The organism is Streptomyces sp. NPDC054961 (assembly GCF_053609145.1).
The window spans coordinates 45309-65379 of record NZ_JBSGWY010000001.1; the positions used below are offsets into that span (position 1 = coordinate 45309).

The window sequence follows — 20071 nt, forward strand, 5'->3', positions numbered from 1 at the left end:
GCCCGCGGGGCGCGGCGGCGGGCCCGCGGCGCGGCGCGGCCCCGCCCCCCCCCCCCCGGCGGCGGGGGGGCCGGCCTGGACGCCGTCGGCGGTACGTCCGGTTGGCCGATCTGCGGAAGCCGCCGGCGCCGGGGCGGGGCAGGCTGTGTCCAGGACCGACACCACCGCACAGACGAGGATCCGCGCCATGTCCCTCAGCCGGCGTATCAGCATCATCGCGGGGTCGGCAGCGCTGCTGCTGACGGCCACTGCCTGCTCGGGCCTGGGCCGGAGCACGGTGGGCGTGCTCAACTTCCGCGGCCACGACTCGCCCGTCGTGCTGAGCTACTCCAACACCTCGGTCAACGGCTGCCACAAGATCGCCATCCCGAAGGGGGCGACCCACGTGGAGAACAGCACCCTCGTCGACATCATCCTGTACCGCACGGAGAACTGCCGGAAGGTCGACGGGCACGACGGCATCTACGTCGCGACGACCCTCTCGAACGTGACGGCCCCCGAAACCCTGCCCTGGCGCAGTTTCAGCGTCGTCCACTGAGGCTCCCGAGGCCCCCGAGGCCCGAGGTCCCCGGGCGTCCGGCAGCACGCGCGCAGCACGGGAGGTCCCCGGGGGCCCGTACGGCCCCCGGGGATCGCGATCAGTCGGTGCCGGACTCCATCGCGGCGCGGTCGAGCATCTGCTCGTCGTCGCCCTCGGCACGGCCGCGGGAGGCGATGACCTCGGCGCCGCCCTGCGGCATCGCGCCGATCAGGCCCGTCGAGGCGGCCTGGGCCGCGCCGATGAGCGTGGCGTGCGTGTTGCCGACGATGCCCAGGGCGGAGTACTGCTCCAGCTTGGCCCGGGAGTCGGCGATGTCGAGGTTGCGCATGGTGAGCTGGCCGATCCGGTCCACCGGGCCGAACGCCGAGTCCTCGGTGCGCTCCATGGACAGCTTGTCCGGGTGGTAGCTGAACGCCGGGCCGGAGGTGTCCATGAGCGAGTAGTCCTCGCCGCGACGCAGCCGCAGCGTCACCTCTCCGGTGACCGCCGCGCCCACCCAGCGCTGCAGCGACTCGCGGATCATCAGCGCCTGCGGGTCGAGCCAGCGGCCCTCGTACATGAGGCGGCCGAGGCGCCGGCCCTCGTTGTGGTACTGCGCGACGGTGTCCTCGTTGTGGATCGCGTTGACCAGACGCTCGTACGCGGCGTGCAGCAGGGCCATGCCCGGGGCCTCGTAGATGCCGCGGCTCTTGGCCTCGATCACCCGGTTCTCGATCTGGTCGGACATGCCCAGGCCGTGGCGGCCGCCGATGGCGTTGGCCTCCATCACCAGGTCCACGGCGGAGGAGAACTCCTTGCCGTTGATCGTCACCGGGCGGCCCTGGTCGAAGCCGATCGTGACGTCCTCGGCGGCGATCTCGACCGCGGGGTCCCAGAACCGTACGCCCATGATCGGCTGGACGGTCTCGACGCCGGTGTCGAGGTGCTCCAGGGTCTTCGCCTCGTGGGTGGCGCCCCAGATGTTGGCGTCGGTGGAGTACGCCTTCTCGGTGCTGTCGCGGTAGGGCAGCCCGTGGGCCACCAGCCACTCCGACATCTCCTTGCGCCCGCCGAGCTCGGTGACGAAGGCCGCGTCGAGCCACGGCTTGTAGATGCGCAGGTGCGGGTTGGCGAGCAGGCCGTAGCGGTAGAACCGCTCGATGTCGTTGCCCTTGAACGTGGAGCCGTCGCCCCAGATCTGTACGTCGTCCTCGACCATCGCCCGGACCAGCAGGGTGCCGGTCACCGCGCGGCCGAGCGGCGTCGTGTTGAAGTAGGAGCGCCCGCCCGAGCGGATGTGGAACGCGCCGCACGTGAGCGCGGCCAGGCCCTCCTCGACCAGCGCCGCACGGCAGTCGACCAGGCGCGCGATCTCGGCGCCGTACGCCGACGCGCGGCCGGGCACCGACGCGATGTCGGGCTCGTCGTACTGGCCGATGTCGGCGGTGTAGGTGCACGGGACGGCGCCCTTGTCGCGCATCCACGCGACGGCGACGGAGGTGTCGAGGCCGCCGGAGAAGGCGATGCCGACGCGCTCGCCGGTGGGCAGGGAGGTGAGAACCTTAGACATAGGAAGATTATGCGTCCTCATGCATGATCATGCAACATGGGTGCTCGTGCGTGTCCGGCGGCCTGCTCCGGCTCGGCGGTACGGACCTCCGTGCGGGGGTGGCGGGTGCCTCCCGGCCGGACTCCTCCCGCGGGGTGCCGTACGGCACGTACGACGCCACACGGCATTCTTGGGCGGTGTCCTCGATCACCGCGCACCCCCGCCCCCGCCCGCACCCCCAGTCGTCCGACGCCTCGGACGGGATGGTGGTCTGCGGCGACGACGGCCTCGCGCACCGGCTGGCCGCCGAGCTCCGGGACGTGTACGAGGAGCGGGTGACGCTGGTCGTGCCCACCCGCCGGGAGACGCGGCCCGGGACGGGGCGCCCGAGCGCGGCCGCCGGGGGCGTGGCGGGGCTCGGGCGCGGACTGCTGGGCCGGTTCCCGCCCGCGCGGGCCCGTGCGGCCGCCGGAGCCCGTGCGGCGAACGGCGACACCACGACCGCGGGGGAGCACGCCGCCGTACGGGAACTGCGCGTGCTCGAGGCACCCGCCCCCGACGAGGAGGCGCTGGCCGAGGCCGGGGTGGCCACGGCCGCCGCGCTGGCGCTCGTCTACGAGGACGACGAGACGAACGTACGGGCCGCCCTGGTGGCCCGGCGGCTCAACCCGAGGCTGCGCCTGGTCATCCGCCTCTACAACCGCAAACTCGGCCAGCACCTGGAGGAGTTGCTCGACCAGGCCGCGCTCCTCGCGGAACCGGGCATCGACCCGCGCGGGCCGGACTCCTCCACCACGGTGCTCTCGGACGCGGACACGGCCGCCCCCGCCCTGGCGGCCTCCGCGGTCGCGGGCACCAGCAAGGTGGTCCAGGCCGACGGCCTGCTCCTGCGCGCGGTGGAACGTACGCCGTCGGACCGGGGAGAGGTGGCCGACCCGGGCCTGTGCACGCTGGCCCTGCTGTCCGCGACCGCCGTCGACCCGGCCGGCGCCGACGGTTCGGAGCTCGGCGGGGACCGGGGGCCGCACCTGCTGCCCGACGACCGGGCCGTGGCGGCCGCGGCCGGCCGCGGGATCGTGGCGCTGGAGGCCGTCTCCCACACGGCCGCGGCCCCCGAGGGGCGACGGCTGAACCAGGTCTCCCTGCCGGTGGGTTCGCTCTTCTCCCGCAGGCTCCGCTGGTCGCTGGCCGGCATCACGGCCGCCGTCGGAGCCCTCGCGGTGGCATCCTCCCTGGTCACCGGGGAGGCCCCGCTGCACGCCGCGTACCTCACCCTCCTCGACATCTTCGCGATCAACGATCCGGCGCTCGACCAGCCGCCCGAGCAGCAGGTCCTGCAGATCCTGGCCGGCCTCGTCGGGCTGCTCCTGCTGCCCGTCCTCGTCGCGGCGGCCCTCGAGGCGCTGGGCGCCTTCCGCACCGCCTCGGTCCTGCGCCGGCCGCCGCGCGGCCTGTCCGGCCACGTGGTGCTGCTCGGCCTCGGCAAGGTCGGAACCCGCGTACTGGCGCGGCTGCGCGAGCTGGGGATCCCCGTCGTCTGCGTGGAGTCCGACCCCCAGGCCCGCGGTCTGGCCCTCGCCCGCCGCCTGCGCGTTCCCGTCGTCGTCGGCGACGTCACCGACGAAGGCGTCCTCGAGGCGGCCCGGACGCAGCGCGCCCATTCCCTGCTGGCGCTGACCAGTTCGGACACCACGAACCTCGAGGCCGCGCTGTACGCCCGTTCCGTGCAGCCCGACCTGCGGGTGGTGATGCGCCTGTACGACGACGAGTTCGCCACCGCCGTCTACCGCACCCTGCGCCAGGCCCACCCGGCCGCCCTCACCCGCAGCCGCAGCGTCTCGTACCTGGCCGCGCCCGCGTTCGCCGGGGCGATGATGGGCCGCCAGGTGCTCGGCGCGATCCCGGTGGAGCGCCGCGTGCTCGTCTTCGCGGCGCTGGACGTCGGCGGCCATCCCCAACTGGAGGGCCGCACCGTCGCGGAGGCCTTCCGTCCCGGCGCGTGGCGGATCGTGGCCCTGGACACCGCCTCCCCGGACGGCCGCCACCCCGGGCTCGCGACGGAGCCCGGCTACGACGCCGTCAGGCGGCCCGCCCTGGTGTGGGACCTCCACCCCGGACACGTCCTCGGGCCGCGGGACCGCGTGGTGATGGCCGCCACCCGGCACGGCCTGGCCGAACTCCTGGGCCGCGGCCAAGCCCGTACGGCCGGAGTCTGAGACGGTCGGGGCATGGGTCGACGGGTACGTCGCCGGGGTGTGGCGCCCGGCCGGGGGAGGATTCGAGGCCACCGCCTTCCACCCCCTGCCGGAGGAGGTCTGGGGCGCGCTCGCCGACGAGGCCCGCTCGCCGACGAGGCCCGCTCGCTGACCGCCTTCCTCGCCGAGCGGGATCCGAGGGTCTACAGCCGGTACGAGCACGGGTGGGGCCGGCTGCCGAGCGCCGAGGTCCGGGTGCTGCCCGGCGGCTGAGAAGGGCGCGCGCGGGGGAGGGCCCCTTCGGGGTGCCGGGCGACCCGGGCCTGGCTACGCTGCGCAAGGAGCGGGGCGAAGCGTTCCGCCGGGCGGAACGGGACCAGACCATGAGCACCCCCACCGACACCGTGACCCTGGAGCGGCACATCGCCGCCCGCCCGGAGACCGTCTTCGCCTTCCTCGCCGACCGCGAGAAATGGCTGTCGTGGATGGGCACCGAGGGCGCCTTCGCCTTCGAGCCCGGGGGCGCGTACCGCGTCCGGGTCGACGCCGAGCACACCGCCTCCGGCCGGTTCCTCACCGTCGACCCGCCCGCCCGGCTGGTCTTCACGTGGGGCTGGGAGACCGGCCGGATGCCCCTGCCGCCCGGCTCCACCACCGTGGAGATCACCCTCGAACCGCGCCCCGAGGGCACCCTGCTGCACCTGGTCCACAGCGGCCTGCCCTCCGAGGCGGCCTGCTTCCTGCACGCCGAGGGCTGGCAGCACTACGTGGACCGCCTCGCGGCCCGCGCCGAGGGCCCGGGACCGGTCTCTTCGGGCCGGTAGGAGCCGCCCCGCCGCGGACGCCGCGACGCGGTCCACGCCGTGAGCCGACCCGTCCCCGGTCCGCGCGGCGGTGGCCGCCGGCGCGCGGCTGCGGGCCGGCCCTCTTCACCGGCTCCCGTGCGGCACGCACCGGCACGCCAACACGCCGGAAACGGTCTGATATCAGCCTCTTTCGGTAGACTTCGGCGCGGAGGAGCGGCTCGTCGGGCCGGCTGCGTCCCTCCCGGCCGCAGCACGTGGCCCGGCGCCGCGGTGCCGGCCCCGGGCGATCCCGATGCGGTTCCCGGCGCGAGAGGGGTGGCTGACCGATGGGGGCAGGCGGAGGTTTCCTGGAAGGCCGCCGGATCGCCGGGTACCAGCTGGAGCGCGAGATCGGCCGTGGGGACCTGTCCGTCGTCTACCGCGCCGTGGACCTGCGGCTGGACCGTACGGTCGCGCTCAAACTGATCACCCCCGAGCTCGCCGGTGACGGGACCTTCCGGCGCCGTTTCGCCCAGGAGTCGCGGGTGGCCGCGGCGATCGACCACCCGCACATCGTGCCGGTCTTCGAAGCCGGTGAGTCCGACGGAATCCTGTACGTCGCCATGCGGTACATCGCCGGTCCGGACCTGCGGGCCCTGCTGGACCGGGAGGGCCCGCTCCCCGCCGCGACCGCCCTCCGGATCGCCGCCCAGATCGCGTCCGCCCTCGACGCGGCCCACGAGCACGGCCTGGTGCACCGGGACGTCAAGCCCGCCAACATCCTGGTCGCCCCGGGCACCGACAGCGACCACCCCGAGCACGTGTACCTGACGGACTTCGGCCTGACGAAGCACTCGCTCACGCTCACCGGGTTCACCGCCGAGGGCACCTTCGCCGGCACGCTCGCCTACGTGGCGCCGGAACAGATCTCCGGCCGCCCGGTGGACGGCCGGAGCGATCTCTACAGCCTCGCCTGCGTCGTCTACGAAACCCTCACCGGGCGGCCGCCCTTCGAGCGCGACGACGACATGGCGCTGCCGTGGGCGCACCAGTACGATCCGCCGCCCGCCCTCTCCGAGAGGCGTCCGGGGACCGCCCCCGGTGTCGATGCCGTGATGGCGAAGGCGCTGGCCAAGCGTCCTGAGGAGCGCTACGCCACGTGCCGGGAGTTCGTTGCCGCGCTGCGCGCCGCCTTGTGCCCGGACGCGCCGAGCCCGGCCGCGCCGATGCCGTACCTGCCTCCGGCCCCCGAGCAGGCCTCGTCCACGCCGGGCGGCTCGGCCGAGAGCACCCCCGGACCACCCTTCGACGAAGACGACGACGAGTGGTGACGCGTGGGTGACATCGCCAGGAGCGCCCTCGGCGGCGCGTGGACGGTGCTGGTGGGATGGCTCTTGCCGACCGCGTTGAACGTGAGCCTGTTCGTCGTGGCCGTCTGGCCGAGCCTGCGGCGCACCGGTTGGTCCGGGAAGCTGTGGTCCTCGGGCGTCACGCCCCTGTCCGTCGGCGTGCTGGCCGTCTCGGTCCTACTCGGGCTGGCGCTCAACGCCCTGCAAAACCCCCTCTACCGCGTTCTGGAGGGGTACGCCCTGTGGCCGAGAGCGCTCGCCTCGTACGCGTGCGCGCGCCGACGGCGGACCAAGCAGGACCTGCAGGACCGCATCGGGCTGCTCCGGCTCGAGCGGCAGGAGCGGGACGGCCCGCTGACCCCGGACGACACCGCCCGGCTGGCCGCCTTGCGCGCCAACCCGCGGATCGCCCGGGCCGCCCGTAAGGACCGGCGGCGTACGGCGGTGCAGCGCTCGCTGCTCCGCGAACGGCTCGCCCGCTTTCCGGTCGACGACGCGCAGTTGGCCCCGACGAGGCTGGGCAACGCGATCCGCAGCTTCGAGGAGTACGGCTACGACCGGTTCCGGCTCGACACCCAGGTGATGTGGAACGAACTGACCGGTAGCGCTCCGGAGCAGGTCCGCCGCCAGGTCGACCTCGCGCGCGCGAACGTCGACTTCTTCGTCGCCCTGCTCTGCGGCCACTGCGCGGTCGTCCTCTGCGCGGCGGTGGCCCTGACGACGGCCCGTCCCGACGTCCCGCTGCTCCTCGCGGCCATCGTCGTGCCGGGCCTCCTGATTCCGGTGTGGTACCGCGCGGCGGTGTCGGCGACCGACGAATGGTCCGCAGCCGTACGGGCCCTCGTGAACACGGGGCGCACACCGCTCGCCGCCTCCCTCGGCCTCCGCCTGCCGGGGGACCTGGAGGGGGAGCGCACGATGTGGGCCCTGGTCTCCAAGACGTCGCGGTTGCCGCACCACGAACGCGCCGCGGGCCTGGACCCCTTCCGGGCAGGACGCCCCGCGAGCCCACCGGCCGCGGAGCAGGGCGGTGGGCCGAGCTCACGCTGACGTGGCGTGAAACCGCGGGTGGGGCGCGGTAAGCCGGCCGAATCAGGCCGTTTCCTCCCCCGTGGCGCGCACGCGGCCCTACCCTCGTCGGGCCGAACCCCCGCCCGGGCTACAGCAGCCCCGACTTCACCGGCTCCGGCTTCGGGGGCCCGGAACACCTGCCGGAAAGTGAGCCGCCGAAGCCGCTCCGGGCCGCCCGGACCGAGGCCCGACGGCATCGGGCCGCTGAGTACGATCACCTACACCGGTCCGGGTACGTGAGCGGTTGCCCGCCGCGCGCGGCGCCGGAAGGGTGGACGCATGCGCCGACTACCGATCCTCGCACCGCTGTTGCTGTTGACCGTCGGCTGCGGGGTGCTGCAGTCCTCCGAGGCCGAGGCCGAGGCCACGGACGCCGCACGGGAGGTGGCCAGGAAGGCGGGCCAGCGGCTCTACGGCCAGCGTCCGCGCACGGCGGAGGAGGTCGGGAGCTCCGCTTCCCGCATCGACGGGGTGGAGGTCATGCGGGTGACGGGCACCTCGACACACGACGGGAACGGCGTCGACGTGGTCGTCCGCACGTCCGGCTCGGCGGACGAGGGATGGCTGGAGCCTGAGGAAATCGTCGTGCGGCGCTGTTTCTCGGTACGGGTCTCGCCCACGTCGCAGTGGCGTGAGGATCCCCGCGACGTGGACTGCCCGGACGGCCCCGCGCTGACGTTCGCGCCGCCCCCCGAACCGCCGCGGCTGCCCTACGAGGAGCTCCGCGCGAAACTCCCCCGGGTGCCGGAGGGCGGCCGGGCGGACGAGGCCGAGGTGCGCCGTACGCTCGCCGCCCTGGTCCTGGATCCGGCGATCCGCACCGAGGTGAAGGCGGACGGCGGCCGGGTCGGCGTTCTCCTGTCGGTCACGGGCAACGGCTTCGACGCGCAGGACTGTCTCCTCGCCCGGGTGGGCCCCGGCGCCACCGAGGTGTGGGTGCCGACCCGGATCCAGCGCATGCCCGGAGAGGGCGGCTGCAGCGTCGCCAACGCCCTCGATCGGCAACCGCCACCGCACTGAACGGGGTGCGGTCGGGGCCACGGGCGGACGGGATCCGGCGGTGCCCCGTACGGGTGACCGGGCGGAGGCGCGGGAGTGCGTCAGGCCGGGAGGACGTGGTGGGTCCCGTGGCCGGCGGCGTCGACGTGGACGACGTGGCTGCCCACCCGGACGGTCTGGGTCTCCCCGGCCGTCCAGGATCCAGCCGGGCCCTCAGCGCCGGACAGAGGCCGCCAGACCTCGAGGAAGGTGCTGCCGTCGAGGTTGACGCCGGTTTCGATCATGTCGGCGCCGTCGGCGCCAGCGGAGCTGAGGGTGCCGATGTCGTGGCCCGGGGTTCCGACGTCGTGATGGAACGTGATCCGTTCGCCGTCGTACGAGGTCGTCCCCGCGAAGCCCCGACTGTCCGCGTACAGATCGCCGGTCTGGAGCCATACGACGTGCTCGGTCTCCACGAGCGGGCCGCCGTCACGGCTGATTCCGGCGCGGAGCCATGCGCCGCGGAGGGGTGCGTCCATGCTCCCAGGGTGTCAGACGCGGGTCTGACGGCCGACCGGGTGGCCCTCGCGCGCGGGGAGCGCCGTAGGGTCGGCTCCGGGCATCGGAAACAGCCGGGGCCGGCACGTCCGCGCCCGGTCCGTGAGCCCGCCGACCTCCGACCGGGAAGAGAGAAGGACCGACCGACATGGACGACGGATTCAAGGGCGTTCCCCCCACCACCCTCGCCGACCTGCTGGGCCGCGAGCAGGTCATGGACCTCGGCATCCGCCCGCTGTGGGACGCGCCGCGCGTGGCGGGACCCGCGTACACCGTGCGGTGCGAGCCCGGCGACAACCTGATGCTGCACGCGGCCATCTACCGTGCGGAGCCCGGCTCCGTCATCGTCGTCGAGTCGGGTGACGTGGACTACGCCCTGGCCGGCGGCAACGTGTGCGCCGTCGCCCAGCGCCGGGGCGTCGCCGCGTTCGTGGTCGACGGGGTCATCCGCGACCTCGGCGAGGTGCGGGAGGCGGGCTTCCCCGTGTTCTCCCGGGGAGTCATCCCGATCCCGGGCACCAAGAACGCGCTCGGCGAGCTCGGCGCACCGGCCCGGGTGGGCGGGGTGCTCGTACACCCCGGCGACATGGTGGTGGCCGACGAGGAGGGCATCGTGGTGGTCCCGGCCGCCCGCCGGGAGGAGACCTTGCGGGCGGCGCGGACCAAGCTCGCCAAGGAGGCCGAGGAGTCCCTCGACGCCTGGGAGGAGAACCACCGTGCCCGGATCGAGAAGGCACTGAGCGACCGGGGCTTCACCGGCTGATCGCGAGGCCCCGCCGCGGGGTCCCGTTCAGGCCATCCAGAAGAACACGGCCGTCATCCGCTTGTCCTCCAGGGTGTGCCCCCAATAGCGGGTGGCCGTGTGGATCAGGTTGGCGGAGTAGAGCAGCAGCCGGTTGGCCCGGTGGGGGACCCGTACGTCCTCGACGAAGGAGTCGGGCGCGACGAACCGGGTGCCCAGCGCATCCACCAGGTTGTTGTGCGGGGCGGCCACCTGATTGCCGCCGAGGGAGCCGCCCGGCAGGCTCTGGCGGTAGAAGCTGGTGCCGCAGTCCTTCGGGACGGCGGGGTTGAGGTAGAGCACGGCGGCATACCGGCACAGCGTGCGTGAGTCGGTGTGGGGCCGCGGCGCGCACTCGCCCTCGCCGACGACCTGCACGCAGTTGTGGTTGAACGTACCCCCACCGCCCGGCTGTTGGGCCCAGATCCGCTGCGCTCCGGTCGCCCTGCGCACCAGTTTCTCCACCTGCGCGAGTTCGTCCGGCTCGAGCGCGGGCATGGAGCGGAGGCCGGGCCAGGCCTCGGGCTTGTGGGGGTATCCCTCGGTCCAGTCGTTCCGGGCGAGCAGGCGCTCGCGTACGGCAGCCGGGTCGGGCAGCACGTCGTCCAGTGCCCAGTAGTCGCGCCCGCGGGTCGGCTTCCGGTACGGGAGGACCGGCAGGGGTGGTGGGGGGTGAAGGGGCATGCCAGGGAACGTAGTTGGCAACCCCTGGCGCTCTCGCCACCCAAGCGGTCAACCTTCCGTCAAGTGTTCGCCATGCGCGCGGTGCCCGCCACGCGGGGGAGGCGTCCCGCCCGGAGGGCCGCCGGTGCCCCGCCCCCGCGCCCCCCCACGACCCGGCCCCGGGCGGCGGCGACCGCCCCGCGCCCCGGCGGCGACCGTGGCGGAGCCCCTGCCGGGGTCCGTGCCGCGGGCCCCCGGCCCGGCCCTGTCGGGGCCGTGCCGGGCCGTCGATCCCGGTTCCCGGCTCGTCGGGGAGGCGGAGGTGGCGGTGGAGGGAGGAAGATGGGGGATTGTGATGACCGTCCTGGTGGTCGGGGTACCGGAGGGCGGGGAGCTGGAGCTGCTGCGGTCGCGGATCCAGAGCAACCCGCACTTCCAGGTGATCTCCCACGCCCACGAACCCGCCGTCGCCCTCGCGCACGCCCGGGTGCTGCTCCCCGACATCACCGTGCTCGCCGTAGCCGGCGGACTCGCCGCGGACCCGGCCGCGCTCGAGATCTTCCGCGGCGTGCGCGCCCTGGATCCGCCGAGCGGCGTGGTGCTGCGGACCCGGGGGACGCCGGACCGCGCCGAGCTGGCGGGTTTCGCCGTGGACGGCGCCGTCCACGTCGTGCGCGAGGGTGATGTCGACGGGCTGATGCGCGCCCTGCGCACCATCGGCCTGCGCCGCGCCAGCTGCGACCCGGACGAAATGCCCTGACCGGCAGCAGCGGAGAGCCGGGCCGTCCCGCCCGGAGGGGGCCCGCCACACCCGGAAGGGTCATCGCCGCCGCCCGATGGCGCGCCGCACCGGCGGGACGCGGTCGGGTGGTGTCCGCTGGAAGGGTGAGAATCTCCGTGCGCGCCCGCTGGTGGGCCGAGTTGCCGCCGGCCGCCGGCGCCGCCGTCATGGCCGCCGGGATCATCTCGACCGGACTGCACCTCGTCGGCCGGGACGTGCCCTCCCTCGTCGCGCTGGTCGTCGCCGTGGCGCTGTGGCTCGTACTCGCCGCCGACTTCACCGCCCGGCTGCTCGGCGACCGCCGCCGGTTCCACGTCGAGGCCGACACCCCGGCGGCCCTCACCGCCGTGGCCGCCACGACCGTGCTCGGCGCCCGGCTCAGCGTCCTCGGATGGCAGTCCGTGGCCCTCGCCCTGCTGGCACTGGCCGCAGCGCTCTGGCCGGGGCTGTTGATCGCCGTGTTGCGGCACTGGAACCACCGGATGCCCGGCGCGGCCTTCCTCGTCTGCGTGGCCACACAGGGCCTCGCCGTCCTGGCGGGTACCCTCTCCTCCGCCACCGGCCGCGACTGGCTCGGCCGGGCCGCGCTGGCCGCCTTCTGCCTGGGGCTGCTGCTCTACGTGGAGGCGCTCGTACGCTTCGACTTCCGCGAGGTGGTCTCGGGCGCGGGTGACCACTGGGTGGCCGGCGGGGCGCTCTCCATCACCGCCCTCGCCGCGGCCGGACTCACGGCCTCACCCCTGTGGACGGGGTGGGCGCACACGACTCTGCGCACCCTCACGCTGGTGACGCTCGCCCTCTCCCTCACCTGGTACGTCGTGCTCCTCGCGGCCGAAGCGCTGCGGCCGCGCCCGCACTACGACGTCCGGCGCTGGGCGAGCGTGTTCCCGCTCGGCATGACGGCCACCGCCTGCCTTTCCGCGGCCGGTCCGACCGGCGTGGAATGGCTGCGTCCCCTCGGCACCGTGTTGCTCTGGATCGCGGTCGGCGCGTGGCTGCTGACCTTCACGACCCTGGTCGCGACCCGCGTCGCGGACCACGAGGACCGGGAGCGGCCGCGGGGGAGCCGCTATGGTCCGTCGGACACCCCCTAGTGCCGCGTCCATGAGGGGGGCGGCCCACGGCCACGGACCGGGGACCGGCGTCGTCGGCGGCGTCCCGGCCAAGCCGGCGGGCAGGGGCGGGTGTTGCCGCCCCGCGCCGAGCGTCGTGGCCCCGGTCCTCTCCCTACGGCGACGGCCGCTTCCCGTCGTCGGCTCCGCGCCGGGCGGGGACCACCCGGACGAGCACCACCCAGGCGAGCAGGCCCACCGCCAGGGCCAGGGCCCAGGCCGGCCCGGGGCCCAGCACCAGCAGGCCTCCGGCGAGCGCGCCGAGCAGCAGGGCCACGACCGTGACGAGGCGGCGCAGCGACGCCGGCCCCCACGGATCGGCCGCCAGGCCGGTCAGGGCCCTGGTGGCGACGGTGGTGGTCAGATCGGGGACGGTGAGCCGGTGCACCACCGCGTTCTGCAGGCCCATGCCGAGCGCGAGCAGCGCGATGACGCCCAGGGGACCGCTGCCGATCGCGGTCAGGGCCAGCGCCCCGCCCACCAGCACGGTCTGCAGCGCGACCAGCGGCGCGAACATTCCGGCGGCCTCGTCGGTCCGCCGCAGCCGGCCCGCGGCCAGCGCCCCGGCCAGGAAGGCCCCCAGTGCCAGCAGGGAGTCCGGGGCGGAGAGGGACCGGTCCCCGGCGATCGCGAAGCCGAGGAAGACCACGTTGCCCGTCATATTGGCCACGAAGACGTGGCCGAGGCCCAGGTAACTCACCGCGTCGACCACGCCGCTGACGAAGGTGAGGACGATCAGCAGGGGCGGCAGCACCCCGTGGGGCGACCGGGGAGCGCCGGGCTCCGGCGGAAACAGCAGCGCGGCCAGGGGCCGCAGGATCCCGCGTCGCCGTGCGGTGGAGGTCATCGGGTCCCTCGGACTGGTCATGGGCGGGGTCGGGTCCGCGGCAGCCGCGAACGGGACTGCCGGCCGGTGCACGGTGAGGGGAAGAGGGAGCTTTTGTCCCGGAAAGGGTAGCGACCTCAGGTGCGCGACGGGCGCAACGACCTGATGGATACCGGACGCGCACGACGCGTGCGCACCGGATCCGTGCGCACCGGATCCTCGCGCGCCCGATCCAAGCGTGCCGGATCCGCGCGCGCCGCGTCCGGCGTCGCGGCCCGGCGGGGCGGGCCGCCGGACGCGGCGGCCGGGGACCACGGGGCGCCGACGGGGCGATGACGGCTCCTCAGCTGTTGCCGCCGTCGCCTCCCGCGGCGCGCACGGCGCGCCCGTCGCGGTGGCGGCGGCCGGGGCCGCTCAGTAGGGTCGCGTCATGGCCTACACGTTTCAGGTGACCGTGGACTCCGCCACCCCGCACGCCCTCGCGGACTGGTGGGCCGACGCCCTCGGATGGGAAGTCGAGCCCAGCGACGAGGAGTTCATCCGCAGCATGATCGCCGCCGGGCAGGCGAGCGAGAAGGACACCACCACGCACCGCGGCGCCCTCGTCTGGAAGGCCGGCCAGGCGATCCGCCACCCCGAAGGACTGGAACGGGCTCCCCGCGTCCTCTTCCAGCTCATCGAGGAGGCCAAGACCGTCAAGAACCGGGTCCACCTCGACGTCCGCACCGGCGAGGACGACCCCCGGGCCGTGGTCGACAGGCTCCTGGCCAAGGGTGCCGTTCACCTGCACGACGGACGTCAGGGGCCCTACAGCTGGAGCACCCTCGCCGACCCCGAGGGCAACGAGCTCTGCATCACCCACTGAGCGGGCGCCGTCGCCCGCCCCACCGCCGTCGCCCGCCCCACCGCCGGCCGGCCGCGCGCAGGGCGGTCTCCCGCCGGGCGCGGGCGGGCCCGCATAGGGTGGGGCGGTGAACGTCATCCTCTTCGGCGCGACCGTCGAGCGGCTGGGCGGCGAAGATTCCGGCAGCGCCCCAGACCTGCGGTAACGGACGGATATTCGGTATCGGTGATCCTCTCCCACCACCGAGAATGAGGCATCTCGAACCGGGAGGAACCCCATGAGCCAGGACCGCCTGACTCTGCACGACCTGATGCCCGCGCAGGCGCTGACCGAGGCCATCGACGCCGGACACGTGACCCGCAAGTCACACCCCGAGCTGCCGCTGTCCCTCTACACCTACACCCGGACCGCCCAGTACGAGCGGGTCTGGAACCAGGTCACCACGCGCTGTCGCGGGCTCGTCGCCGACGACGTCACCGGCGCGGTCGTCGCGCTGCCGCTGCCGAAGTTCTTCAACGTCGGCGAGCACACGTCCGGACAGCCCTACGCGCCGGCCCTGCCGGACGAGCCGTTCGAGGTGTACGAAAAAGTCGACGGCAGCCTCGGGGTGGTCTTCCACTACGCCGGCGCGTGGCGGGTCGCGTCCAAGGGTTCCTTCACCAGCACCCAGGCCACCTGGGCGCAGCGCCGCCTGGACGCACGGGACACCTCCGCCCTGGTCCCCGGCACCACGTACCTCGCGGAGATCCTGTACCCGCAGAACCGTATCGTCGTGGACTACGGCGACCGCCGCGACCTGGTCCTCCTCGCCGCGTACCGCACGGAGGGCGCCGACGGCACCGAGGTGCCGCTCGCCGAAGCCGCCGTCCACTGGCAGGGCATCGGCTCCGTCGTCACCGTGTGGCCCGCCATGCCGCTCGACGAGCTGCTCGCGCTGACCGACTCCAGCACCCTGCCCGGCGGCGCCGACGCGACCGGCACCGACGCCGAGGGCTTCGTCCTGCGCTTCGCCTCGGGTGTTCGCGCCAAGGCCAAGATCGCCGAGTACGTACGGCTCCACAAGGTGCTCACCGGCGTGACCGAGCGGGACATCTGGCGCGGCCACGGCATCCAGCGGTTCGCCGGCCTGCCCGCGAAGCAGCTCGCCCAGGGCCTCAACTGCACCGTCGCCGACATCGAGGCCTCGAGCGGCAAGCCGCTCGACGCGCTCCTGGAGCAGGTGCCGGACGAGTTCGACCAGTGGGTGCGCTCGGTGATCGGACGCCTGGAGGACGAGGCCGCGCTCCGCGAGCGCGCCATCGACGAGGCGTACGCGTCGCTCGCCCACCTGACCGGAGACCGGGGCGCGTTCGCGCGCGCCGCCAAGGGGATCCGCGACGCCGGGATCCGCGGCGCGCTGTTCCAGCGCCTCGACGGCAGGCCGACCGAACTCATCACCTGGCGGCAGGTGCGCCCCGAGGCGTCCGACCCCTTCACGCACGACGAGGAGAACTGAACGTGTCCGAAGCCCCCGAAACCACGGCCGAGGCCGAGGCCGAGCCCCGGACCGCGGACACCCCCGCGGCCGAGGCCTCCGCGGAGGCCCCCGCGCTCCCGGTGGTCCATGTCATGACGGGCCTGCCGGCCTCCGGGAAGACCACCGCCGCGCGCGCCCTCCAGGCGCGGTCCGGCGGCCGGATGCGCCGCGTCAACCTCGACGACCTGCGGGCCATGCTCGACGTGCCGGATCCCGAGCGCGCGCGCTCGTACAAGCACGAGCAGACCGTCCTGGACATCCAGGACGCGGCCGTCAGCGCCGCCGTCGAGGGCGGCTTCGACGTGGTCGTCGACAACACCCACCTGACCTCGTACATCCCCAAGCGGCTGAAGGCCGCCGTGGCGGGGCGGGCGACCTTCGTCGTGCACGACTTCACCGACGTGCCCGTGGAGGAGTGCCTGCGCCGCGACGCCGCGCGCGAACGGCAGGTGGGCGAGGAGATCATCCGGATACTCGCCGACAAGCACGCGAAGGCCCGCAGGGGCGGCTGGCGGCTCACCGAGCAGTGGCTGAACGACCAGCCGGACGTGTCCCCGTACGTCCCCGACCCGGCGCTGCCCACGGCGGTGATGTGCGACATCGACGGCACGCTCGCGATGACCGGCGCCCGCAATCCGTACGACTTCTCGCGCTGCGGCTTCGACACGCTGAACGCGCCGGTGCGCGACGCGCTGGATTCCTTCCGGCGGGCCGACGGCGACGTCATCGTGCTGCTGTCCGGGCGGGGCGAGGAGTACCGGGAGCCGACCGAGGCGTGGCTGCGGGAGCACGGGGTCCCGTACGACGAGCTGTGGATGCGTGCGGCGGGCGACACGCGCCGCGACGACATCGTCAAGGCGGAGCTGTTCAACGCGCACGTGCGCGACCGGTACGCGGTCCGGGTCTCCCTGGACGACCGCGACCGGGTGGTGGCCATCTGGCGCCGTATGGGGCTGGCGACCTGGCAGGTCAACTACGGCAACTTCTAGGGTTCGCGTCCGTCGGTCCGCCGGTCCGCCGGGTGGGTCCCGCGGCCGATGCCCATACTGGGTCGGGACCGCTGCGGACGACGTGGAGGACGTGACGACGTGAACGAGGCGAACGAGGCCAACGAGGCGACCGTGCTGATCGTCGACGGTGCCAACGTCGTCGGGTCGGTTCCGGACGGCTGGTGGCGCGACCGGCGCGGAGCCGCCGAACGGCTGCGCGACCGGCTGGCCGAGCGCGACGAGGGCGAGGAGATCGTCCTCGTCGTCGAGGGCGCCGCCCGGGGCGTCGCATCCGTGCCCGGCGTACGGGTGGACCCGGCGCCCGGCAGCGGAGACGACCGGATCGTGGAGCTGGCGGCGGCCCGCGCGGAGCACGGCGGATGCGTCGTGGTCACGGCGGACCGTGAACTGCGCGAGCGGGTACGGGCCTACGGCGCGCGCTGCGTGGGCCCGCGAGCCGTCCGCCCGGAAGCCTGAGCCAGGCCGAGCGGGACGGGGCGGGGCGGGGCGGTGCCGGAGTGCGCCGGACCAGGGCCCGGGCGGCCGCGCGGGCGACGAAGCCCGCGCGGTCAGCGGGCCTGGAGGCCGGCGTTGAAACCGTCGCGCAGGAGCGGGTAGGCCTGCGCGATCGTCCAGCCGGCGTCCCAGCACGCGTCGCGTTCCGCCTGCCCGGCCGGCGCGGCGCCACAGGAGTGGGACGTGTAGAACTCGGCGGCCCGGGTGACGTTGTCGGCGTTCGTGCGCAGGGTGCTGAAGGAGCGCTTGTCCTCGTGGGCGATCCACGACAACGAGGTCTTCGCGGTCTCGGCCGCTTTCGCGGCATCGGCGGCGCAGAGCGGGGAGAGCGAAGAAGGCCGCTCGGGCCAGCACGTGGAGCCCTTGTCGGAGCCGTAGCGGGACTCGGCGTCGTTGAGGACGCCGACCGACTTCGCGTGGACCGTCTCCGCGTCGGGAGCGCCGACCCCGCGGGGCTGGTCCTTCCATTTCTGGATCACGGTGAAGACGTCCGGCCAGCTCCGCGTCGACCGCGGGCTCCGGGCGCTGGACGGAGCCGAGGAGGAAGGGGCCGGAGCCGTCGGGGCGGGGGAGACGCCCGGCGAGGTGCTCGTGTCGACACTGGGCGACGCGGGCGAGGCGCTGGGGGAGGCCGCCGCCCGGTCCGCCGTACCCGCGGCCGAGGAGCATCCCGCGAGAGCGGCCGCGAGGGCTATGGCCGTCGCCACGGTGGTCGTCTGCATGGATCGTCCGGTACGCGGCACGGTCGTGTGTCCTTCGCTCTGCCCGCATGCCTCTGCCTGCGGATACGAGCCCTGTCTACCTGCCCTGCGGGCCGGACGGCCAATCGGTCGCTGTCACATCCGGGTCCGCAGGGCGGTACAGGTGAGCGCGGTCAGGGCCGGTCAGGACCGGCGGGTACCGCTACGAGCGGCAGTACTTCACCTCGGAGAGGTTCTTGACGTAACGGGCGGAGACCCAGCGGTCCTTGCGGTCCATGGTCGTGCTGATCGGGCCCATGCCGTCCTGGCCGTCGTGGTCGTCCTTGCCGTCCAGCAGGTACCAGAGGTTGTTCCCGTCGACGCGCTCGCCGCGCTTCTTGCACTCGATGGTGAGCTTCTCGTGCGGGTGCACCCGGCCCACCTTGTGCGAGTGGGTGGTCGGCCTGCTGCGCAAGGTCAGCGGGCCGTGCGAGATGACGATGCCGCGGGCGTGCCTCCGGTTCTGGTAGTCGTCGGAATCGGCGAGATCGTCGGAGTCCTGGTCGTCGTCGTCCATGACCTGCCTGGGGGTGGTGACCATCGGGCCCTCGTCCGCGACGGCGGCGCCCGCCCCTACCAGGCCGAGCACCAGGCTTCCGGCGGCGAGAGCGAGGATGGTCCTGGTGGGCTTCAGCATGAGCCGGCTCCTCTGAGAAGACGTCTGCCCGGCCGCAGAACACGGCGCGGGGCGGCAACCAGGCGGTTGCCATCGACGACTATGGCGACGGCGGGACGCGAAACCCGGCTGACGCACCGTGATTTCGCCCGATATGCCCAATCCGCGGGGAGATAGGGAGGGTCGACGGGGGTGCCCGAGCACAGAGGATGCGCTCGGCGACGCCAGGGGCACTGGTGGAGGGCGGAGATGCGGCCGGTCTCCCCGGCGCTCCGCGCGGGGGCGCCGGGCCGCTGGGCCGCCCGGCCGCCGGAGCCGTGCCCGCCCCCGAACGGGCACGGCCACCTGGCGGGCCCCGGGGGGATCGGGCCACTGCCGGCTGGGAACCGGCGCAAGGAAATCTACGGTCTCCGCCCGCCGGTCTCGCCCATCCACGGGTTGAACTCCGGCTACCCCCTGGGGTGGTAACCCTGTACAACCAGGGGTGTACACAGGGGTGTACACGAGGGGGACCGACGTGCAGCTGCTCGCACACCCGGCGATGATCCGGATCCGCACCAGGGGTCCGGCCGTCGCCGAGATCGCGTATGCCGTCGGCTCGCTCTGGATCTCGGCCAGCATGCTCCACAACTGGCCCGATCCCCAGGGCTACTGGCGCGACACCGACACCCTGGCCTACGCGCTGCTCGCCGCGGTCTACCTGCCGCTCGTCCTGCGCCGCCGCTTTCCCGTGCCCGTCCTGATCGGCACCGGGCTCAGCGTCAGCGCCTACTTCACCCTCGGCTACTACCACGTGCCCGCCGTCTGCGGGATGCTCCTCGCCCTCTACACCGCCGCTTCCCTGTGCCCGCGCCGGGTCTCCGTCCGCTGCGCCGCCGCCTCGCTCGTGGTCCTGCTCTGGGGCACCCGGCTCGCCGAGCCCGGCATCGGCCCCCTCAGCGTCGGCTTCGTCACGGTGTCCACGACCGTCTGCTGGGTGGCCGGGGACGGTTCGCGGCGCCTGCGCGAACTGACCCGCCGACTCCGCCTGGAGCAGCAGGAGAAGGCGCGCCGGGCCGTGGTCGCGGAGCGCCTCCAGATCGCCCGCGAACTGCACGACGTCATCGCGCACCACGTCTGCGTGATCTCCGTACAGACCGGCCTCGCCGGGTACGTGTTCTCCTCCGACCCGACGACCGCGCGCCGGGCCCTGGACACCATCGGCTCCAGCGCCGGCGAGGCCCTTGCCGAGATGCGCCGGATGCTGGTCGTGCTCCGGGAGGACGGGCCGGCGGCCTCCGCGGCGGACGGGGCCTGCGCCGCGGACGGCACCCGCGACGTCTCCGGGCTCGGACGGCTCGACGAGCTGGTCCGCCGCGTGGGCGCGGCGGGCGTACCCGTCGACGTCACGATCACGGGGACCGCGTACGCCCTGCCCCCCGGGATCGACCTCTGCGCCTACCGGGTGGTCCAGGAGGCGCTCACGAACGTCCTCAAACACGCCCCGGCCGCGCGCACCACCGTCCGCGTCGACTACGCCGAGGACGAGGTCCGTGTACGGGTCAAGGACGACGGACGCGCGGACGGGGGGGGGGGCGGGCGGGCGGGGCGCCCCGGGGTCGGGGGGGGGGGCGGCGCCGCGGGGGGGGCCCCCCCCGCGGGGGGGCGCGCGGGGCGCGCCCACGCGGGGCCGGGCGGGCGGG

General features: G+C 74.2%; 20 protein-coding genes and 1 pseudogene. 15 read left to right on the top strand and 6 right to left on the bottom strand.

Annotated elements, in window-relative coordinates:
* Nucleotides 1-187: 187 nt before the first annotated feature.
* Entirely contained in the window at nucleotides 188-538 is a 351-nt protein-coding gene (locus ACWF9Z_RS00160) for a hypothetical protein (RefSeq protein WP_453595730.1), read from the top strand.
* Between the two features lie 100 nt (nucleotides 539-638).
* On the opposite strand, the gene argG is transcribed toward ACWF9Z_RS00160, so the two are convergent.
* Nucleotides 639-2090, bottom strand: coding sequence for an argininosuccinate synthase (gene argG / locus ACWF9Z_RS00165; protein WP_453595733.1), 1452 nt, complete (start codon nucleotides 2088-2090; stop codon nucleotides 639-641).
* Between the two features lie 242 nt (nucleotides 2091-2332).
* On the opposite strand from argG, the gene ACWF9Z_RS00170 reads away from it, so the two are divergent.
* From ACWF9Z_RS00170 to ACWF9Z_RS00195, 6 genes and pseudogenes are all read left to right on the top strand, one after another.
* Nucleotides 2333-4285 (top strand): potassium channel family protein, encoded by a 1953-nt coding sequence (locus ACWF9Z_RS00170; protein WP_453596517.1) that lies wholly within the window; start codon nucleotides 2333-2335, stop codon nucleotides 4283-4285.
* Nucleotides 4286-4301: 16 nt separating this feature from the next.
* Nucleotides 4302-4537: pseudogene (locus ACWF9Z_RS00175) on the top strand (winged helix DNA-binding domain-containing protein); the annotation flags it as partial.
* Between the two features lie 110 nt (nucleotides 4538-4647).
* Nucleotides 4648-5088, top strand: coding sequence for an SRPBCC family protein (locus ACWF9Z_RS00180; protein ID WP_453595736.1), 441 nt, complete (start codon nucleotides 4648-4650; stop codon nucleotides 5086-5088).
* A gap of 308 nt (nucleotides 5089-5396) precedes the next feature.
* Nucleotides 5397-6380 (top strand): serine/threonine-protein kinase, encoded by a 984-nt coding sequence (locus ACWF9Z_RS00185; RefSeq protein ID WP_453595739.1) that lies wholly within the window; start codon nucleotides 5397-5399, stop codon nucleotides 6378-6380.
* A gap of 3 nt (nucleotides 6381-6383) precedes the next feature.
* The gene (locus ACWF9Z_RS00190; protein ID WP_453595741.1) at nucleotides 6384-7448 is read left to right on the top strand and encodes a hypothetical protein; all 1065 of its coding nucleotides are present in this window, start codon (nucleotides 6384-6386) and stop codon (nucleotides 7446-7448) included.
* A gap of 300 nt (nucleotides 7449-7748) precedes the next feature.
* Nucleotides 7749-8489, top strand: a complete 741-nt coding sequence (locus ACWF9Z_RS00195) for a translation initiation factor IF-2 (protein ID WP_453595744.1) — start codon at nucleotides 7749-7751, stop codon at nucleotides 8487-8489.
* An 80-nt stretch (nucleotides 8490-8569) separates the two neighbouring features.
* On the opposite strand, the gene ACWF9Z_RS00200 is transcribed toward ACWF9Z_RS00195, so the two are convergent.
* Nucleotides 8570-8986, bottom strand: coding sequence for a hypothetical protein (locus ACWF9Z_RS00200; RefSeq protein ID WP_453595747.1), 417 nt, complete (start codon nucleotides 8984-8986; stop codon nucleotides 8570-8572).
* Nucleotides 8987-9153: 167 nt separating this feature from the next.
* Here ACWF9Z_RS00200 and ACWF9Z_RS00205 point away from each other — a divergent pair, with 167 nt between their 5' ends.
* Nucleotides 9154-9768: an RraA family protein gene (locus ACWF9Z_RS00205; protein WP_453595750.1), complete on the top strand. Its 615-nt coding sequence runs from the start codon at nucleotides 9154-9156 to the stop codon at nucleotides 9766-9768.
* A 27-nt stretch (nucleotides 9769-9795) separates the two neighbouring features.
* Here the strand turns inward: ACWF9Z_RS00205 and ACWF9Z_RS00210 are convergent, their stop codons facing one another.
* The gene (locus ACWF9Z_RS00210) at nucleotides 9796-10470 is read right to left on the bottom strand and encodes a DUF6445 family protein (RefSeq protein ID WP_453595753.1); all 675 of its coding nucleotides are present in this window, start codon (nucleotides 10468-10470) and stop codon (nucleotides 9796-9798) included.
* Between the two features lie 334 nt (nucleotides 10471-10804).
* On the opposite strand from ACWF9Z_RS00210, the gene ACWF9Z_RS00215 reads away from it, so the two are divergent.
* Nucleotides 10805-11209, top strand: coding sequence for a hypothetical protein (locus ACWF9Z_RS00215; protein ID WP_453595756.1), 405 nt, complete (start codon nucleotides 10805-10807; stop codon nucleotides 11207-11209).
* Nucleotides 11210-11334: 125 nt separating this feature from the next.
* A complete protein-coding gene (locus ACWF9Z_RS00220) occupies nucleotides 11335-12324 on the top strand; it encodes an SLAC1 family transporter (protein ID WP_453595759.1) in 990 nt (329 codons plus the stop codon).
* A gap of 133 nt (nucleotides 12325-12457) precedes the next feature.
* Here ACWF9Z_RS00220 and ACWF9Z_RS00225 read toward each other — a convergent pair whose 3' ends face one another.
* Nucleotides 12458-13189, bottom strand: a complete 732-nt coding sequence (locus ACWF9Z_RS00225; RefSeq protein WP_453595762.1) for a YoaK family protein — start codon at nucleotides 13187-13189, stop codon at nucleotides 12458-12460.
* Between the two features lie 409 nt (nucleotides 13190-13598).
* On the opposite strand from ACWF9Z_RS00225, the gene ACWF9Z_RS00230 reads away from it, so the two are divergent.
* The 4 genes from ACWF9Z_RS00230 to ACWF9Z_RS00245 all read left to right on the top strand — a co-directional run bounded on the left by ACWF9Z_RS00230 (nucleotide 13599) and on the right by ACWF9Z_RS00245 (nucleotide 16994).
* Nucleotides 13599-14033 carry a VOC family protein gene (locus tag ACWF9Z_RS00230; protein ID WP_453595765.1) on the top strand — a complete coding sequence of 145 codons (435 nt, stop codon included), beginning with the start codon at nucleotides 13599-13601 and terminating at the stop codon, nucleotides 14031-14033.
* A 256-nt stretch (nucleotides 14034-14289) separates the two neighbouring features.
* Nucleotides 14290-15507 carry an RNA ligase gene (locus ACWF9Z_RS00235; RefSeq protein WP_453595768.1) on the top strand — a complete coding sequence of 406 codons (1218 nt, stop codon included), beginning with the start codon at nucleotides 14290-14292 and terminating at the stop codon, nucleotides 15505-15507.
* Nucleotides 15508-15509: 2 nt separating this feature from the next.
* Nucleotides 15510-16517: a phosphatase domain-containing protein gene (locus tag ACWF9Z_RS00240; RefSeq protein WP_453595771.1), complete on the top strand. Its 1008-nt coding sequence runs from the start codon at nucleotides 15510-15512 to the stop codon at nucleotides 16515-16517.
* Between the two features lie 99 nt (nucleotides 16518-16616).
* Nucleotides 16617-16994 (top strand): NTP pyrophosphohydrolase, encoded by a 378-nt coding sequence (locus ACWF9Z_RS00245; RefSeq protein ID WP_453595773.1) that lies wholly within the window; start codon nucleotides 16617-16619, stop codon nucleotides 16992-16994.
* Nucleotides 16995-17086: 92 nt separating this feature from the next.
* Here the strand turns inward: ACWF9Z_RS00245 and ACWF9Z_RS00250 are convergent, their stop codons facing one another.
* On the bottom strand, nucleotides 17087-17755 hold the full coding sequence (locus ACWF9Z_RS00250; protein WP_453595776.1) for a hypothetical protein: 669 nt from the start codon (nucleotides 17753-17755) through the stop codon (nucleotides 17087-17089).
* Between the two features lie 181 nt (nucleotides 17756-17936).
* Nucleotides 17937-18410, bottom strand: coding sequence for a hypothetical protein (locus ACWF9Z_RS00255; RefSeq protein ID WP_453595779.1), 474 nt, complete (start codon nucleotides 18408-18410; stop codon nucleotides 17937-17939).
* A 496-nt stretch (nucleotides 18411-18906) separates the two neighbouring features.
* On the opposite strand from ACWF9Z_RS00255, the gene ACWF9Z_RS00260 reads away from it, so the two are divergent.
* A partial coding sequence (locus tag ACWF9Z_RS00260; RefSeq protein ID WP_453595782.1) for a sensor histidine kinase occupies nucleotides 18907-20071 on the top strand: 1165 nt, incomplete at its 3' end.

Excerpts from the sequence above, each read along its gene's own strand:
- argG (WP_453595733.1), bottom strand. The coding sequence starts at position 2,090 with ATGTCTAAGGTTCTCACCTCCCTGCCCACCGGCGAGCGCGTCGGCATC.
- ACWF9Z_RS00225 (WP_453595762.1), bottom strand. The coding sequence starts at position 13,189 with ATGACCTCCACCGCACGGCGACGCGGGATCCTGCGGCCCCTGGCCGCG.
- ACWF9Z_RS00185 (WP_453595739.1), top strand. The coding sequence starts at position 5,397 with ATGGGGGCAGGCGGAGGTTTCCTGGAAGGCCGCCGGATCGCCGGGTAC.
- ACWF9Z_RS00250 (WP_453595776.1), bottom strand. The coding sequence starts at position 17,755 with ATGCAGACGACCACCGTGGCGACGGCCATAGCCCTCGCGGCCGCTCTC.
- ACWF9Z_RS00210 (WP_453595753.1), bottom strand. The coding sequence starts at position 10,470 with ATGCCCCTTCACCCCCCACCACCCCTGCCGGTCCTCCCGTACCGGAAG.
- ACWF9Z_RS00255 (WP_453595779.1), bottom strand. The coding sequence starts at position 18,410 with ATGCTGAAGCCCACCAGGACCATCCTCGCTCTCGCCGCCGGAAGCCTG.
- ACWF9Z_RS00205 (WP_453595750.1), top strand. The coding sequence starts at position 9,154 with ATGGACGACGGATTCAAGGGCGTTCCCCCCACCACCCTCGCCGACCTG.
- ACWF9Z_RS00215 (WP_453595756.1), top strand. The coding sequence starts at position 10,805 with ATGACCGTCCTGGTGGTCGGGGTACCGGAGGGCGGGGAGCTGGAGCTG.
- ACWF9Z_RS00170 (WP_453596517.1), top strand. The coding sequence starts at position 2,333 with ATGGTGGTCTGCGGCGACGACGGCCTCGCGCACCGGCTGGCCGCCGAG.
- ACWF9Z_RS00235 (WP_453595768.1), top strand. The coding sequence starts at position 14,290 with ATGAGCCAGGACCGCCTGACTCTGCACGACCTGATGCCCGCGCAGGCG.
- ACWF9Z_RS00195 (WP_453595744.1), top strand. The coding sequence starts at position 7,749 with ATGCGCCGACTACCGATCCTCGCACCGCTGTTGCTGTTGACCGTCGGC.
- ACWF9Z_RS00230 (WP_453595765.1), top strand. The coding sequence starts at position 13,599 with ATGGCCTACACGTTTCAGGTGACCGTGGACTCCGCCACCCCGCACGCC.
- ACWF9Z_RS00160 (WP_453595730.1), top strand. The coding sequence starts at position 188 with ATGTCCCTCAGCCGGCGTATCAGCATCATCGCGGGGTCGGCAGCGCTG.
- ACWF9Z_RS00200 (WP_453595747.1), bottom strand. The coding sequence starts at position 8,986 with ATGGACGCACCCCTCCGCGGCGCATGGCTCCGCGCCGGAATCAGCCGT.
- ACWF9Z_RS00180 (WP_453595736.1), top strand. The coding sequence starts at position 4,648 with ATGAGCACCCCCACCGACACCGTGACCCTGGAGCGGCACATCGCCGCC.